Source organism: Ramlibacter paludis, from assembly GCF_022012305.1.
Classification (GTDB): domain Bacteria; phylum Pseudomonadota; class Gammaproteobacteria; order Burkholderiales; family Burkholderiaceae_C; genus Ramlibacter; species Ramlibacter paludis.
The window spans coordinates 503,278-518,323 of sequence record NZ_JAKLTM010000003.1 but is presented as its reverse complement, the minus strand read 5'-3'; the positions used below and the strand labels follow the sequence as shown (position 1 = coordinate 518,323).

Below are 15,046 nucleotides of genomic sequence, written 5' to 3'. Positions count from 1 at the left end.
CACAATGGCACGACATCTCGATCTCGAAGAACAGGAACAGCTTGACGAGCTCAAGCACTTCTGGAACCAGTGGGGCAACCTGATCACCTGGCTCCTGATCGCCGTCCTGGGCTCCTTCGCCGCCTGGAACGGCTGGCAGTACTGGCAGCGCACCCAGGCCGCCAAGGCCTCGCAGCTGTACGACGAGGTGGACCGCGCCGCCGCCGGCGGCGACACGGCGCGCCTGCAGCAGGCCGTGAAGGACATCCAGGACAAGTTCGGCGGCACCACCTATGCGCCCCAGGCCGCCCTGCTGGCCGCGAAGGTGCTGGCCGACAAGGGCCAGCTCGATGCCGCCAAGGCCGACCTGCAGTGGGTGGCCAACGAGGCGAAGGATGAGGGCTACCAGGCCGTCGCGCGCCTGCGCCTGGCGGGCCTGCAGGCCGAAGCCAAGGCCTACGACGAGGCGCTCAAGACGCTGTCGGCCTCCATGCCCAAGGATTTCGAGCCGCTGGCGGCCGACCGCCGCGGTGACATCTACAACCTGCAGGGCAAGCGCGACCAGGCGCGGGCCGAGTACACCAAGGCCTGGCAGGGCATGAGCACCGCCGCCGACTACCGCGGCCTGGTGGAAGTGAAGCTCACCTCGCTGGGCGTCGACGTGAAGACGCTGCAGCCGGCCGCGGAAAGCACCAAGTCATGATGGGCCGCCGCCTCACCCGCGCGTTGCTGGCTGTCGCCGCCGCCTCCCTGCTGGGCGGCTGCGCGGTCTGGAATTCGATCCCCTACATCGGCGGCAGCTCCGACAAGCCGAAGCCCGCCGAACTGGAAGCCAACCCGAACCTGCTGGCGATCCGCCAGGCGTGGACCACGTCCATCGGCAAGGTCGACTTCCCGCTGTCGGTCGCCGTCACGGGCACCACCGCGACGCTCGCTGCCAGCGACGGCACGGTGATGGCCCTCGACGCCGCCACCGGCCGCGAACAGTGGCGCGTGAGCGCCGGCGCCCCGCTGGCTGCCGGCGTGGGCACCGATGGCGCCACCACCGCGGTGGTGACCCGCAACAACGACCTCGTCGTCTTCGCCAACGGCAAGGAAGCCTGGCGCCAGAAGCTGACCGTGCTGTCGTACACCGCGCCCTTCGTGGCCGGCGCCCGCGTGTTCGTGCTGGGCGCGGACCGTTCCGTCGCCGGTTTCGACGGCGCCACCGGCCGCCGCCTCTGGACCCAGTCGCGCGCCGGCGAGCCGCTGGTGCTGCGCCAGTCCGGCGTGATGCTGGCCGTGGCCGACACGCTGGTGGTGGGGCAGGGCGGCCGCCTGGCCGGCCTCAATCCGCTGAACGGCAGCGTGCGCTGGGAAGCGCCCGTGGCCATCGCCCGCGGCATCAACGACGTGGAGCGCCTGGTCGACCTGGTCGGCCGCGTCAGCCGGGTCGGCGACAGCGTCTGCGTGCGCGCCTTCCAGGCGGCGGTGGGCTGCGTCGATGCCGCCCGCGGCCAGGTCGCCTGGACCCAGAAGGCCAACGGCTCCGAAGGCGTGGGCGGGGACGGCGCCAGCGTCTTCGGCACCGAAGCCGACGGCAAGGTGATCGCGTGGAAGCGCGAGTCCGGCCAGCGTGCCTGGACCAACGAGAAGATGCTGCACCGCGGCCTCGGCACGCCGCTGGCCCTGGGCCGCTCGGTGGTGGTGGGCGACGCCTTCGGCTTCGTGCACATGCTGTCGCGCGAGGACGGCACGCTGCTCAATCGCCTCGCCACCGACGGCTCGGCGATCGCCGCCGCGCCCGTGGTGGCCGGAAACACTCTCGTCGTCGTGACGAAAAACGGCGGCGTCTACGGCTTCGTGCCGCAGTAAAAGGACAAGATGAAGCCGGTCATGGCCCTGGTGGGCCGCCCCAACGTCGGCAAGTCGACGCTGTTCAACCGGCTGACCAAGTCGCGTGACGCCATCGTGGCGGACTACGCCGGACTCACCCGCGACCGCCACTACGGCAACGCCAAGCACGGTCGCTACGAGTTCATCGTCATCGACACCGGCGGCTTCGAGCCGGATGCCGAGACGGGCATCTACAAGGAGATGGCCAAGCAGACGCAGCAGGCGGTGGCCGAGGCCGACGTCGTGATCTTCGTCGTCGACGCCCGCGAGGGCCTCTCGGCGCAGGACCACGACATCGCCAAGTACCTGCGCAAGCTGGGCAAGCCCACCGTGCTGGCGGCCAACAAGGCCGAAGGCATGACCGCGGGCGCGCAGCTGTCGGAGTTCTACGAACTGGGCCTGGGCGACGTCCACGGCATTTCGGCGGCGCACGGGCAGGGCATCCGCGACCTGGTGGACCTGGCCTTCGAGCCGCTGCACCTGCCGGAAGAGGACGACGAAGCCGCCGATCCGCAGCAGTCGGGCATCGTCAAGCTGGCGGTCGCCGGACGGCCCAACGTCGGCAAGTCGACGCTGATCAACGCCTGGCTGGGCGAGGAGCGCCTGGTGGCCTTCGACCTGCCCGGCACCACCCGCGACGCCATCTCGGTGCCCTTCGAGCGCAACGGCCAGAAGTTCGAGCTGATCGATACGGCCGGGCTGCGCCGCAAGGGCAAGGTGTTCGAAGCGATCGAGAAGTTCTCGGTGGTCAAGACGCTGCAGGCCATCGAATCGGCCAACGTCGTGCTGCTGCTGCTCGACGCCACCCAGGGCGTGACCGACCAGGACGCCCACATCGCGGGCTACATCCTGGAGTCGGGCCGTGCGGTCGTGCTGGCCGTGAACAAGTGGGACGCCGTAGACGACTATGCGCGCGAGAACGTGCGCCGGCAGATCGAGACCCGGCTGCCCTTCCTGAAGTTCGCCGAACTGCATTTCATCTCGGCCAAGAAGCGCCAGGGCATGGGGCCGCTCTGGGGCTCGATCGCGCAGGCGCACAAGGCGGCCATGTGCAAGATGACCACGCCGGTGCTCACCCGGCTGCTGCTGGAGGCCGTGCAGTTCCAGCAGCCCAAGCGCGCCGGCATGTTCCGGCCCAAGATGCGCTATGCCCACCAGGGCGGCATGAACCCGCCGGTGATCGTGGTCCACGGCAATTCGCTGGAACATGTCACCGATGCGTACAAACGCTTCCTGGAAGGGCGCTTCCGCAAGGAATTCAACCTCGTTGGCACGCCGCTGCGCATCGAGATGAAGACGTCCAAGAACCCTTACGCCGACAAAGAATAGTCCGTCGGTCTTGAATTCCGCCCGAACGGCGGCAGTTGGGTTGCTCAAGCGCGCCGCACGGCAGCCGTTGCTGTGGTAATGTGCAAGTTCCAACAACGCTTGAACACGGAGAATATCGTGAGCAACAAAGGGCAGCTACTACAAGACCCCTTCCTCAATACCCTGCGTCGCGAACATGTTCCGGTGTCGATTTACCTCGTCAACGGCATCAAGCTGCAGGGGCAGATTGAGTCTTTCGACCAGTACGTTGTGCTCTTGCGCAACACTGTGACCCAGATGGTCTACAAGCACGCCATCTCCACCATCGTCCCCGGCCGCGCCGTGAACTTCACGGCGGCCGAAGCGAGCGAAAGCAGCCCGACCTGACCGGCCCGCTTTCTTCCGCTTTCCGCTGCCGGCGGGCGCTCCCTGTTTTCACGAGAATCTGGTAGCCCCTTGACAGCCACGTCCGAGCGCCCGGCCGCCGCCACCATCCTGGTGGGGGTGGACCTGGGCCTTCCCCATTTCGATTCCGAGCTCGAGGAACTGGGCCAGCTGGCCCAGACCGCCGGGCTCGACCCCGTCGCCCGCATCACCTGCAAGCGCCGCGCGCCCGACGCCGCCCTGTTCGTGGGCAGCGGCAAGGCCGACGAGATCAAGGCCCTGGCCGAGGAGCTCGGCGCCAGCGAGATCCTGTTCGACCAGGCCCTCAGCCCGGCGCAGCAGCGCAACCTGGAAAAGCACACCGGCCTGCCGGTCAACGACCGCACCCTGCTGATCCTGGAGATCTTCGCCCAGCGCGCCCGCAGCCACGAGGGCAAGCTGCAGGTGGAGCTCGCCCGCCTGCAGTACCTGAGCACGCGCCTGGTGCGGCGCTGGTCGCACCTGGAGCGCCAGACCGGCGGCGCCGGCGTGCGCGGCGGCCCGGGCGAGAAGCAGATCGAGCTGGACCGCCGGATGATCGACGAGTCCATCAAGCGCACGCGCGAGCGGCTGGTCAAGGTGAAGAAGCAGCGCGCCACCCAGCGCCGGCAGCGCGAACGCCGCGACACCTTCAACATCTCGATCGTCGGCTACACCAACGCCGGCAAGTCGACGCTGTTCAATGCGCTGGTGAAGGCCCGCGCCTATGCGGCCAACCAGCTGTTCGCCACGCTCGACACCACCACGCGGCAGCTCTACCTGGGCGAAGCGGGGCGTTCGGTGTCGCTGTCGGACACGGTCGGCTTCATCCGCGACCTGCCGCACGGCCTGATCGCCGCCTTCCAGGCGACGCTGCAGGAATCGATCGACGCCGACCTGCTGCTGCACGTGGTGGATGCGTCCAACCCGCATTACCCCGAGCAGATCGAGGAAGTGCAGAACGTGCTGCGCGAGATCGGCGCGGCTGAGGTGCCGCAGCTGCTCGTCTTCAACAAGACCGATGCGGTCGCCGCGGAGCGGCAGCCGCTGCAGCTGGTCGACAGCTTCGAGATCGAAGGCCGGCAGGTGCCGCGCGTCTTCGTGAGCGCCCAGACCGGCGCCGGCCTGCCCGTGCTGCGCCAGGAGCTGGCGCGCATCCTGGCCGAGCGCCATCCCCTTCCCGAGCCCGCCCCGGCCGAAACCTCAGCCTGAACGGGCACAATGCGGCTGCCGACAACAAGAGTACCGAGCGAATGAACCTTCCTTTGCGCAGCCTGACCTTTGCCGGGCTGAGAGACCGCCTGCGGGGCATGTTCAACCTGAACGATCCCCGCTGGGGCCGCGGCGAAGACAACAAGAACGCCGACAACAACCGCGGCGACGGCAAGGGCCCCAACCAGGGCCCGCCGGACCTGGACGAGCTGTGGCGCGACTTCAACCGCAAGCTCGGGGGGCTGTTCGGCCGCAAGGGCGGCGGGGGCGGCTTCGGCGGCGGCGGCAACGGCAACTTCCAGCCCGACATGAAGAGCGCGGGCGTGGGCGCCGGCCTGATCGCCGTGGTGGTGGTCGCGATCTGGATGTTCACCGGCATCTTCATCGTGCAGGAAGGCCAGCAGGCCGTCATCACGCGCTTCGGCCGCTACAACTCCACCGTCGGCGCCGGCTTCAACTGGCGGCTGCCGTACCCGATCGAGCGCCACGAGGTGGTCTACGTCACGCAGATCCGCTCGGTCGACGTGGGCCGAGACACCGTGATCCGCGCGACCGGCCTGAAGGAATCGGCGATGCTGACCGAGGACGAGAACATCGTCGAGATCAAGTTCGCCGTGCAGTACCGCCTCTCCGACGCGCGCGCCTGGCTGTTCGAGAGCAAGAACCCGCAGGACGCCGTGGTGCAGGCCGCCGAGACGGCCGTGCGCGAGGTGGTCGGCAAGATGAAGATGGACTCGGCGCTGGCCGAGGAACGCGACCAGATCGGCCCGCGCGTGCGCGCGCTGATGCAGAAGCTGCTGGACCAGTACAAGATCGGCGTCGAAGTGGTCGGCATCAACCAGCAGCAAAGCGGCGTGCGGCCGCCCGAGCAGGTGCAGGCCGCCTTCGACGACGTGCTGCGCGCCGGCCAGGAACGCGAGCGCTCCAAGAACGAGGCCCAGGCCTATGCCAACGACGTGGTCCCGCGTGCCAGCGGCGCCGCCGCGCGCCTGGCGCAGGAGGCCGAGGGCTACAAGGCCCGCATAGTGGCCCAGGCCCAGGGTGACAGCCAGCGCTTCAAGTCGCTGCTGGCCGAGTACCAGAAGGCGCCGCAGGTCACGCGCGACCGGCTCTACCTGGACAGCATGCAGCAGATCTACGGCAACGTGACCAAGATCCTGGTCGATTCGCGCCAGGGCTCCAACATGCTGTTCCTGCCGCTCGACAAGATCATGCAGCAGGTGGCCCAGGGCGGTTCCGCCGCCACGCCGGCAGCCACGCCCGATGCGGCGCCGGCCGCCGCGCCCGCCGCTCCCTCCACGCCCGCCGCCGCCGCCGATGCGCGCAGCCGCGACGCCGGCCGCGGCCGCGAGCGCGAGTCGCGCTAGAGAGCAGGGAACAGATACACCATGAACAGAATCGGCTTCATCGTTTCCACGCTGCTGGTGGCGCTCGCGCTGCTCAGCTCCATGCTGTTCGTCGTCGACCAGCGCCAGTTCGGCGTGGTCTACGCCTTCGGCCAGATCAAGGACGTGATCGTCCAGCCCGGCCTCAACTTCAAGCTGCCGCCGCCGTTCCAGAACGTGAGCTACCTTGACAAGCGCCTGCTCACGCTGGACAGCGTGGACACCGAGCCGATGCTGACGGCCGAGAAGCAGCGCGTGGTGATCGACTGGTACGTGCGCTGGCGCATTTCCGACCCGTTGCAGTACATCCGCAACGTCGGCCTCGATGAGACCGCGGGCGCCAACCAGCTCAATCGCGTGGTGCGCAACGCCTTCCAGGAAGAGATCAACCGCCGCACCGTGCGCGAGCTGCTGTCGGTCAAGCGCGAGCAGGTCGTCGCCGACGTCAAGCGCGAGGTGCTGGAAGTGGTGAAGGGCGCCAAGCCCTGGGGCGTGGACGTGGTGGACGTGCGCATCACGCGCGCCGACTATGTCGAGGCCATCACCGAATCCGTGTACCGGCGGATGGAAGCCGAGCGCAAGCGCGTGGCCAACGAGCTGCGCTCCACCGGCGCCGCCGAGGGCGAGAAGATCCGCGCCGACGCCGATCGCCAGCGCGAAGTGGTGGTGGCCAACGCTTACCGCGACGCCCAGAAGATCAAGGGCGAGGGCGATGCCCTGGCGGCAGCCACCTACGCCGAGGCCTTCGGCCGCGACCCCAGCTTCGCCCAGTTCTACCGCAGCCTCGAGGCCTACAAGAACAGCTTCAACAAGAAGAGCGACGTGGTCGTGCTCGACCCGTCCGGCAGCGAGTTCTTCCGCACCTTCCGCAACGGCGGCTCGGGTGGCGGCGGCGCGCCGGCGGCCGCTCCCGGCCCGCGCCGGTAGCCCCGTTGGACTGGAACCTCGTCTGGGCCGCGCTGGCCCTGATGCTGGTGTTCGAGGGGCTGTTCCCCTTGCTCTCGCCCGGCGGCTGGCGCCGCACCTTCGAGCAGCTGTTGAAGCTGCGCGACGGGCAGGTGCGGTTCTTCGGGCTGGTGAGCATCGTGCTGGGGCTCGTTTCGCTCTGGCTGGTGCTCTGACGGCTCCCCCGCAGGCCGGGGCGGAGATTCCCGGCCCGGCGCTTCGGTAGAATCACGTTTTTAACAGCGTCCCCTTTTCATGTCCGCCTGGGTCCTGCCGGATCACATCGCCGATGTGTTGCCTTCCGAGGCCCGGCACATCGAAGAACTGCGGCGCGAGCTGCTCGACACCGCCCGCGGCTACGGCTACGAGCTGGTGATGCCGCCGATGCTGGAGCACCTGGAGTCGCTCCTCACCGGCACCGGCGAAGCCCTCGACCTGCAGACCTTCAAGCTGGTCGACCAGCTGTCCGGCCGCATGCTAGGCCTGCGCGCCGACACGACGCCCCAGGTCGCCCGCATCGACGCCCACCTGCTCAATCGCCGCGGCGTCACGCGCCTGTGCTACTGCGGCCCGGTGCTGCACACCCGCCCGGACCGCCCGCACGCCACCCGCGAACCGCTGCAGTTCGGCGCCGAGATATACGGCCACGCCGGCCTCGAAGCCGACCTGGAAGCGCTGTCGCTGGCGCTGGATTGCCTCAAAGCCACCAAGGTCGGCCCGCTGACCGTGGACATGGCCGACGCCCGCATCGTGAGCGCGCTGCTGGTCGGCCTGGGCCTCGACGCCGCCCGCCTGGCCCGCATCCACGCCGCGCTGGCGACCAAGGACGCCTCCGAGCTGGCCGACCTCACCCGTGAACTGCCCGCCGCCACCCGCGGCGGCCTGCAGGCCTTGATCTCCCTCTATGGCGACGGCAGGGTGCTGGCCGAGGCGCGCAAGGCGCTGCCGGACGCGCCGGCCATCGCCGATGCGCTGAAGCACCTGGAATGGCTCGCCGGCCACGTCGAGGGCGCCGCCATCCGCTTCGACCTGGCCGACCTGCGCGGCTACGCCTACTACAGCGGCGTGCGCTTCGGCATCTACACGCCGGGCGCCAGCGACGCGCTGGTGCGCGGCGGCCGCTACGACGAGGTCGGCGCCGTGTTCGGCCGCAACCGTCCCGCCGTCGGCTTCAGCCTGGACGTGAAGGAGCTGGTGGGCGTGGCCTCGAAGCGCGCGCTGAAGGCCGCCATCCGCGCCCCCTGGCTCGACAGCGGCCCGGACGCAAGCGACCTGCGGGCGGCCATCGCCGCCTTGCGCGGGCAGGGCGAAACCGTGGTCTGCGTGCTGCCGGGCCACGAAAGCGAAGTGGACGAGTTCCACTGCGACCGCGAGCTGGCGCGCGATGCCGCCGGCCGCTGGGCCGTGCGCGGCCTCTGATACCGAATCCAAACTTCTCGAGAGCGATTTGTCATGACGAAGACGAAGGGCCGCAACGTGGTCGTGGTCGGCACCCAGTGGGGCGACGAAGGCAAGGGCAAGCTGGTCGACTGGCTGACCGAGATGGCGCAGGGCGTGGTGCGCTTCCAGGGCGGCCACAACGCCGGCCACACGCTGGTGATCAACGGCGTGAAGACGGCGCTGCACCTGATCCCCAGCGGCATCATGCGCCCGGGCGTCAAGTGCTACATCGGCAACGGCGTGGTGCTGTCGGCGGCCAAGCTGCTGGAGGAGATCGAAGGCCTGGAGAAGGCCGGCGTCGAAGTGCGTTCGCGCCTGCGCATCTCGGAAGCCTGCCCGCTGATCCTGCCTTTCCACGCGGCGCTGGACATCGCGCGCGAGACCTTCCGCGAAAAGGGCGGCACCGAGAAGATCGGCACCACCGGCCGCGGCATCGGCCCGGCGTATGAAGACAAGATCGCGCGCCGCGCGCTGCGCGTGCAGGACCTGAAGCATCCCCAGCGCTTCGCCGAGAAGTTGAAGGAGCTGATGGAGCTGCACAACTTCATGCTGACCCAGTACCTGCACGCCCCGGCGCTGGACTTCCAGACGGTGTTCGACGAGGCGATGCGCCACGCCGAGATCCTGCGGCCCATGATGGCCGACGTTTCGCGCGAGCTGAACGAGGCGCACATCCACGGCGACAACCTGCTGTTCGAAGGCGCGCAGGGCACGCTGCTGGACGTGGACCACGGCACCTATCCCTACGTCACCTCGTCGAACTGCGTGGCCGGCAATGCGGCCGCAGGCGCCGGCGTCGGCCCGGGCATGCTGCACTACATCCTGGGCATCACCAAGGCCTACTGCACGCGCGTGGGCGGCGGCCCGTTCCCGACCGAACTCGATTGGCAGAAGCCCGGCACCGTGGGCTACCACCTGTCCACCGTGGGCGCCGAGAAGGGCGTCACCACCGGCCGTTCGCGCCGCTGCGGCTGGTTCGACGCCGCGCTGCTCAAGCGCAGCGCGCAGGTCAACGGCCTCACGGGCCTGTGCATCACCAAGCTCGACGTGCTGGACGGCATCAAGGAGCTGCAGCTGTGCACCGGCTACGAGCTCGATGGCGAGCACACCGACATCCTCCCGCTGGGCGCCGACGAGATCGCGCGCTGCAAGCCGGTGTACGAGACCATGCAGGGCTGGACCGAATCGACGGTGGGCGTCACGCAGTACGACCAGCTGCCGGTGAACGCCCGCCTGTACCTGCAGCGCATCGAGCAGGTCACCGGCGTGCCGGTCGATATCATCTCGACCAGCCCCGATCGCGACCACACGATCATGATGCGCCACCCCTACCTCGCATAAAGGAAGCACCGCCATGTTGACCGAAGACGGCAAGCACCTGTACGTCAGCTACGACGAGTACCACAACCTCATCGAGAAGCTGGCGATCAAGATCCACCAGAGCGGCTGGCAGTTCGACACCATCCTGTGCCTGGCGCGCGGCGGCATGCGGCCGGGCGACATCCTCTCGCGCGTGTTCGACAAGCCGCTGGCGATCATGTCCACCAGCTCCTACCGCGCGGAAGCCGGCACCGTGCAGGGCCACCTGGACATCGCCCACTACATCACCACGCCCAAGGGCGAGATCGCGGGCAAGGTGCTGCTGGTCGACGACCTGGCCGACTCCGGCCACACCTTGCACAAGGTCGTGGACATGCTGCGCAACAACTACAAGCCGATCACCGAGCTGCGCAGCGCGGTGATCTGGACCAAGGGCCTGTCGACCTTCACGCCGGACTACCAGGTGGAATTCCTGCCGACGAACCCGTGGATCCACCAGCCCTTCGAAACCTACGACAGCACGCGGCCGGAGAAGCTGCTGGAGAAGTGGAAGGTCTGAGGCGTTAGGATGCCGGCATGAGCAAGCCGGTCACCGACCTCATCCACCACCCGTACCAGCCGCCCGCCGGCTTCGTCGCGCCGCAGCCGGGCGTCTACAAGGCTTCCACCGTCATCTTCCCCAACGTCGCCGCCATGCGGGCGCGCGACTGGAAGAACAAGAACGGCTACACCTACGGCCTGCACGGCACCCCGACCACCTTCCTGCTGGAGGAGCGGCTCGCCGCGCTCGAAGGCGGCAAGCAGTGCGTGCTGGTGCCCAGCGGCCTGGCCGCCATCGCCAACGTCAACCTCGCGCTGCTGCATGCGGGCGACGAGGTGCTGCTGCCGGACAACGTCTACGGCCCGAGCAAGGCCCTGGCCGAAGGCGAGCTGAAGAACTGGGGCATCACCTTCCAGCTGTACGACGCGATGGACCCGGCCGACCTGCAGCGGCGCATCGGCCCCAGGACCCGCCTCGTGTGGCTGGAGGCGCCCGGATCGGTGTCGATGGAATTCCCGCCGCTGCGGCAGCTGTCGGACGTGTGCAGACAGCGCGGCGTGCTCACGGCCCTGGACAACACCTGGGGCGCGGGGCTCGCCTTCCCGGGCTTCGATTACGCCGACATCGTGGCGCACGCCTTGACCAAGTACCCCAGCGGCGGCGGCGACGTCCTCATGGGCAGCGTCGTCACGCGCGACCAGGCGCTGCACGAACGGGTCAAGCTGGCGCACATGCGGCTGGGCTTCGGCGTCGGGGCCAACGATGCCGAAGCCATCCTCCGCGCGCTGCCTTCGATCGAGGTGCGCTACCGCGCGCACGATCGCAGCGCGCGCGAGCTCGCCGGCTGGCTGCGTGGCCGCCAGGAAATCGCACACCTGCTGCATCCCGCCTTCGAAGGCGCGCCGGGGCACGGGAACTGGCGCGAGGTGTGCGGCAACGACGGCCTGGCGGCCGGCCTTTTCTCGGTGGTGTTCGACGAGAAGTACACCAGCGCGCAGGTCGACGCCTTCTGCGACCGCCTGCGCCTGTTCAAGCTCGGTTATTCCTGGGGCGGGCCGATGAGCCTGGTCGTTCCTTACGACATGCCGGCCATGCGCAAGGCGGGCAGCTGGTCGAAGGGGATCCTGGTGCGGTTTTCGATCGGGCTGGAGGCGGCCGAGGATCTGAAGGCCGACCTCGAACAGGCGCTCGCCGCCCTGTGACTGGTGGGGTCGCTGCGCGAACCCACCCTAAGAAATCAAACCACGAGTTCCTGCGCGAGGCGCGCCATCGCCTCGGGCGTCCGGTCGCCGGGCGCGATCACCGGCGCATCCGCGAAGGCGCCGAAATTGCGGAGGGTCGACGTGGCATAGCCCGGGTCGTAGTGCTTCACCAGCAGCTCGCGCACCACGGATTCGACGTCGCCGGCGCGCACCTGCTCCTGCCAGGCGTCGACCTGCGCCCGCCCGCGCAGTTCCGCCAGCGCTTCCAGGCGCTTGCAGAAGAAGTCCTTGTCGTCGGCGAAGAAGGCGTAGTCCTCCAGCAGCAGCTGCACGCGCTCGTCGTCCGACAGCTCCAGCCGCAGGCAGGGGCTGGCGCGCATGGCGGCCATCAGCGCATCGGGCACGGCCAGGTTGCCGACCTTCTTGCTTTCGCTTTCGACGAACACCGGCCGCGCCGCATCGAAGCTGCGCAGCTTCTCCCACACCAGCGTGTCGAAGCGCTTCTGCGTCGGCTGCGGCTGGCCGGGAATCAGGCCCAGCACCGAGCTGCGGTGGCTCGCCAGGTCCTCCAGGTCCAGCACCTGCGCGCCGGCGGCCTGCAGCGCCTGCAGCAGGCGCGTCTTGCCCGAGCCCGTGGGACCGCAGATCACGCGGTATTGCAGCCCTTGCGCCAACGCGGGCAGGGCGGCCAGCACGGCCTGGCGGAACGCCTTGTAGCCGCCTTCCAGCAGGTTCACCCGGAAGCCGATCTGCCCCAGCACCAGCGCCAGCGAGTTGCTGCGCTGGCCGCCGCGCCAGCAGTACACCAGCGGCTGCCAGTCGCGGGGCTTGTCGCCGATGTCGCGCATGACGTGCCGCGCGATGTTGGCCGCGGTGTAGCCGGCGCCGAGCTTGCGCGCCTCGAAGGGGTTCACCTGCTTGTAGACGGTGCCGACTTCGTGCCGCTCGGCGTCGTTCAGCGACGGCCAGTTGATCGCCCCGGGCAGGCGGTCCTCGGCGTATTCCGATTCGCTGCGGGCGTCGATCACCGCATCGAACTTCCCGAGTTTCTCCAGCGCCATCGCCGCCGGCAGGACCATCACGCTCATTTCAGTTGCTTCTTCAATTCGGGCCAGACGTTGTCCAGGATCGCCGGATGCGCCTCGGCCTTCGGGTGGATGCGATCCGCCTGGAACAGCTTCAGCGGCTCGGGCGCGTCGGCCACGCCGTGCAGCAGGAAGGGCACCAGCCCGGCCTGGTTCTCCTTGGCGACCTTGCCGAACAGCGCGCCGAAGCGGTTGGTGTAGTCCGTGCCGTAGTTGGGCGGCACCTGCATCCCGAGCAGCAGCACCTTGGCGCCGGCCTGTTTCGCCGACTGGGTCATGCGAGCCAGGTTGTCTTCGGTCATGGACAGGGGCAGCCCGCGCAGGGCATCGTTCGCCCCCAGCTCGATCAGCACGTGGGTCGGCTTGTGCTGCGCCAGCAGCGGCCCCAGGCGCGAGCGGCCGCCGGCCGTGGTGTCGCCGCTGATGCTGGCGTTGACCACCCGGGCGGGAATCTTCTCCCGGGCCAGCTTCTGTTCCAGCAAGGCCACCCAGCCGCTGCCCCGCTTCAGGCCATACTCCGCACTCAGCGAGTCGCCCACCACCAGGATCACCGGGGCCGCGGCCGCCGGCGCCAGGGCCGCATAAGACGCGGCTAAGCCGGCCGCGATAAAGTCACGCCGCCTCCACCCACCTGCTTGCATGTCCGAACCCATCATCTCCGTCCAACACGTCCACAAATCGGTGACCGACTCCACCGGGACGCTTGCCATTCTCCGCGATATCGATTTCTCCCTGGCGCCGCGGGAGACTGCGGCCATCGTCGGGGCCTCGGGCTCCGGCAAGAGCACGCTGCTGTCGATCATCGCGGGCCTGGACACCCCGACCGAGGGCACGGTGATGCTGGCCGGCCAGGACCTGTTCGCGCTCGACGAGGACGAACGCGCCGCCCTGCGCGCGCGCCAGGTGGGTTTCGTGTTCCAGAGCTTCCAGCTGATGGGCAACCTGAGCGCGCTGGAAAACGTGATGTTGCCGCTGGAACTGGCCGGCCGCCGCGACGCCCGCAAGGCGGCCACCGAGATGCTGGGACGCGTGGGCCTGGGCGAGCGCCTCGGGCACTACCCCAAGGTGCTGTCGGGCGGCGAGCAGCAGCGCGTGGCGCTGGCGCGCGCCTTCGTCGTCCAGCCGGCCGTGCTGCTGGCCGACGAGCCCACCGGCAGCCTTGATTTCGCCACCGGCGAGACCGTGATGGAACTGATGTTCGACCTGAACCGGGAGCAGGGCACGACGCTGGTGCTGGTGACCCACGACCGCGCCATCGCGGCTCGCTGCGAGCGGCGCATCACGATCGAGGCCGGCGCCATCGCCGCCTGAGGGATTCCCACATGGGTGGCATGCACACACGCCCCTAAGATGGGGCGCATGCAGACCCGCCGCCTCACCCTCGCTGCCCTGGCAGCCGCCTTCGTGCTCGCTCCCGCCGCCTTCGCGCAGGGCGCCTTCCCCAACAAGCCGGTCAAGCTGATCGTGCCGCAGACCCCAGGCGGCGCGTCCGATGCGCTGGCCCGCATCGTGGGCCAGAAGCTGTCGGAGAAGTGGGGCCAGCCCGTCGTCGTCGAGAACAAGCCGGGCGCGGGCGGCAACGTCGGCACCGAGTTCGTCGCCAAGGCGCCGGCCGACGGCTACACGCTGCTCATGAGCTACGTGGGCACCCAGGCCATCAACGGCAGCCTCTACAAGAGCCTCGGTTACGAGCCTTACAAGGATTTCGCCACCGTGGCGACGGTGGCTACCGTGCCCTTCGCGCTGGTCGTGAACAACGCCTTCCCGCCCAAGACCATGGGCGAGCTGGTCGCCTATGCCAAGGCGCACCCGGGCCAGGTGAATTTCGGCTCCGCCGGCAACGGCTCGCTGAACCAGCTGCTGGGCGAGATGGTCAACATGAACCAGGGCATCAAGCTGGTCCACGTGCCGTACAAGGGCGCCGCCGGGGCCCTGACCGACACCATCGGCGGCCAGATCCAGATGACCTTCAGCAGCCTGCCCTCGGTGGCGGGCCACATCCGCGGCGACAAGCTGCGGGCGCTGGCGGTGACGGGCGCCCATCGTTCGGCGACCTTCCCCAACGTGCCGACGCTGGGCGAAGCCGGCCTGGCGGGCTTCGAGCTGAGCCCCTGGTTCGGCATCCTGGCGCCGGCCGGCACGCCCGAGGCGGTGGTGCGCAAGATCAACGCCGACGTCGGCGAGCTGCTGAAGGACAAGGACCTGCTGGAGAAGTTCAGCGGCGTGGGCGCGGACCCCTATCCCACGACGCCCGAGCAGTTCGGCCGCATCCTGCAGGACGACATCCGCAAATGGGCGCAAGTGGTGAAGGCCTCGGGCGCCAAGCTCGACTAGCCGGCTCTGCCGGGCGGG

General features: G+C 68.9%; 16 protein-coding genes. 14 read left to right on the top strand and 2 right to left on the bottom strand.

What is annotated here, in order from left to right; translation table 11 throughout:
- The first annotated feature begins 4 nt into the window (after positions 1–4).
- The 12 genes from LZ009_RS12965 to LZ009_RS12910 all read left to right on the top strand — a co-directional run bounded on the left by LZ009_RS12965 (position 5) and on the right by LZ009_RS12910 (position 11,609).
- Positions 5–682: a YfgM family protein gene (locus LZ009_RS12965; protein ID WP_275698350.1), complete on the top strand. Its 678-nt coding sequence runs from the start codon at positions 5–7 to the stop codon at positions 680–682.
- Positions 682–1,833: an outer membrane protein assembly factor BamB gene (bamB, locus tag LZ009_RS12960; protein WP_275698349.1), complete on the top strand. Its 1,152-nt coding sequence runs from the start codon at positions 682–684 to the stop codon at positions 1,831–1,833. The genes LZ009_RS12965 and bamB overlap by 1 nt, the downstream gene beginning before the upstream one ends.
- Positions 1,834–1,842: 9 nt before the next feature.
- Positions 1,843–3,183, top strand: coding sequence for a ribosome biogenesis GTPase Der (der, locus tag LZ009_RS12955; protein WP_275698348.1), 1,341 nt, complete (start codon positions 1,843–1,845; stop codon positions 3,181–3,183).
- 117 nt (positions 3,184–3,300) lie between these two features.
- The gene (hfq, locus tag LZ009_RS12950; protein ID WP_430300320.1) at positions 3,301–3,549 is read left to right on the top strand and encodes an RNA chaperone Hfq; all 249 of its coding nucleotides are present in this window, start codon (positions 3,301–3,303) and stop codon (positions 3,547–3,549) included.
- Positions 3,550–3,618: 69 nt separating this feature from the next.
- Positions 3,619–4,776, top strand: coding sequence for a GTPase HflX (hflX, locus tag LZ009_RS12945; protein WP_275698346.1), 1,158 nt, complete (start codon positions 3,619–3,621; stop codon positions 4,774–4,776).
- Between the two features lie 41 nt (positions 4,777–4,817).
- Entirely contained in the window at positions 4,818–6,143 is a 1,326-nt protein-coding gene (gene hflK / locus LZ009_RS12940) for an FtsH protease activity modulator HflK (RefSeq protein ID WP_275698345.1), read from the top strand.
- 21 nt (positions 6,144–6,164) lie between these two features.
- Positions 6,165–7,088: a protease modulator HflC gene (hflC, locus tag LZ009_RS12935; RefSeq protein ID WP_275698344.1), complete on the top strand. Its 924-nt coding sequence runs from the start codon at positions 6,165–6,167 to the stop codon at positions 7,086–7,088.
- Positions 7,089–7,093: 5 nt separating this feature from the next.
- The gene (locus LZ009_RS12930) at positions 7,094–7,282 is read left to right on the top strand and encodes a DUF2065 domain-containing protein (RefSeq protein ID WP_275698343.1); all 189 of its coding nucleotides are present in this window, start codon (positions 7,094–7,096) and stop codon (positions 7,280–7,282) included.
- Positions 7,283–7,361: 79 nt separating this feature from the next.
- On the top strand, positions 7,362–8,525 hold the full coding sequence (locus tag LZ009_RS12925) for an ATP phosphoribosyltransferase regulatory subunit (protein ID WP_275698342.1): 1,164 nt from the start codon (positions 7,362–7,364) through the stop codon (positions 8,523–8,525).
- A 33-nt stretch (positions 8,526–8,558) separates the two neighbouring features.
- Positions 8,559–9,887 (top strand): adenylosuccinate synthase, encoded by a 1,329-nt coding sequence (locus LZ009_RS12920; RefSeq protein WP_275698341.1) that lies wholly within the window; start codon positions 8,559–8,561, stop codon positions 9,885–9,887.
- A gap of 13 nt (positions 9,888–9,900) precedes the next feature.
- Positions 9,901–10,425, top strand: coding sequence for a phosphoribosyltransferase (locus tag LZ009_RS12915; RefSeq protein WP_275698340.1), 525 nt, complete (start codon positions 9,901–9,903; stop codon positions 10,423–10,425).
- 17 nt (positions 10,426–10,442) lie between these two features.
- Positions 10,443–11,609: a PLP-dependent transferase gene (locus tag LZ009_RS12910; RefSeq protein ID WP_275698339.1), complete on the top strand. Its 1,167-nt coding sequence runs from the start codon at positions 10,443–10,445 to the stop codon at positions 11,607–11,609.
- Positions 11,610–11,644: 35 nt separating this feature from the next.
- Here LZ009_RS12910 and mnmH read toward each other — a convergent pair whose 3' ends face one another.
- Positions 11,645–12,697, bottom strand: coding sequence for a tRNA 2-selenouridine(34) synthase MnmH (gene mnmH, locus LZ009_RS12905; RefSeq protein WP_275698338.1), 1,053 nt, complete (start codon positions 12,695–12,697; stop codon positions 11,645–11,647).
- Positions 12,694–13,335: an arylesterase gene (locus tag LZ009_RS12900; RefSeq protein WP_275698337.1), complete on the bottom strand. Its 642-nt coding sequence runs from the start codon at positions 13,333–13,335 to the stop codon at positions 12,694–12,696. Before LZ009_RS12900 ends, mnmH begins: the two co-directional genes overlap by 4 nt.
- On the opposite strand from LZ009_RS12900, the gene LZ009_RS12895 reads away from it, so the two are divergent.
- Together LZ009_RS12895 and LZ009_RS12890 are read left to right on the top strand one after the other, a co-directional pair.
- The gene (locus tag LZ009_RS12895; protein WP_275698336.1) at positions 13,334–14,005 is read left to right on the top strand and encodes an ABC transporter ATP-binding protein; all 672 of its coding nucleotides are present in this window, start codon (positions 13,334–13,336) and stop codon (positions 14,003–14,005) included. The genes LZ009_RS12900 and LZ009_RS12895 overlap by 2 nt on opposite strands.
- Before the next feature lie 48 nt (positions 14,006–14,053).
- On the top strand, positions 14,054–15,028 hold the full coding sequence (locus tag LZ009_RS12890) for a Bug family tripartite tricarboxylate transporter substrate binding protein (RefSeq protein ID WP_275698335.1): 975 nt from the start codon (positions 14,054–14,056) through the stop codon (positions 15,026–15,028).
- Positions 15,029–15,046 lie beyond the last annotated feature (18 nt).

Excerpts from the sequence above, each read along its gene's own strand:
- LZ009_RS12965 (WP_275698350.1), top strand. The coding sequence starts at position 5 with ATGGCACGACATCTCGATCTCGAAGAACAGGAACAGCTTGACGAGCTC.
- bamB (WP_275698349.1), top strand. The coding sequence starts at position 682 with ATGGGCCGCCGCCTCACCCGCGCGTTGCTGGCTGTCGCCGCCGCCTCC.
- der (WP_275698348.1), top strand. The coding sequence starts at position 1,843 with ATGAAGCCGGTCATGGCCCTGGTGGGCCGCCCCAACGTCGGCAAGTCG.
- hflK (WP_275698345.1), top strand. The coding sequence starts at position 4,818 with ATGAACCTTCCTTTGCGCAGCCTGACCTTTGCCGGGCTGAGAGACCGC.
- hflC (WP_275698344.1), top strand. The coding sequence starts at position 6,165 with ATGAACAGAATCGGCTTCATCGTTTCCACGCTGCTGGTGGCGCTCGCG.
- LZ009_RS12925 (WP_275698342.1), top strand. The coding sequence starts at position 7,362 with ATGTCCGCCTGGGTCCTGCCGGATCACATCGCCGATGTGTTGCCTTCC.
- LZ009_RS12920 (WP_275698341.1), top strand. The coding sequence starts at position 8,559 with ATGACGAAGACGAAGGGCCGCAACGTGGTCGTGGTCGGCACCCAGTGG.
- LZ009_RS12915 (WP_275698340.1), top strand. The coding sequence starts at position 9,901 with ATGTTGACCGAAGACGGCAAGCACCTGTACGTCAGCTACGACGAGTAC.
- LZ009_RS12910 (WP_275698339.1), top strand. The coding sequence starts at position 10,443 with ATGAGCAAGCCGGTCACCGACCTCATCCACCACCCGTACCAGCCGCCC.
- mnmH (WP_275698338.1), bottom strand. The coding sequence starts at position 12,697 with ATGAGCGTGATGGTCCTGCCGGCGGCGATGGCGCTGGAGAAACTCGGG.
- LZ009_RS12895 (WP_275698336.1), top strand. The coding sequence starts at position 13,334 with ATGTCCGAACCCATCATCTCCGTCCAACACGTCCACAAATCGGTGACC.
- LZ009_RS12900 (WP_275698337.1), bottom strand. The coding sequence starts at position 13,335 with ATGCAAGCAGGTGGGTGGAGGCGGCGTGACTTTATCGCGGCCGGCTTA.
- LZ009_RS12890 (WP_275698335.1), top strand. The coding sequence starts at position 14,054 with ATGCAGACCCGCCGCCTCACCCTCGCTGCCCTGGCAGCCGCCTTCGTG.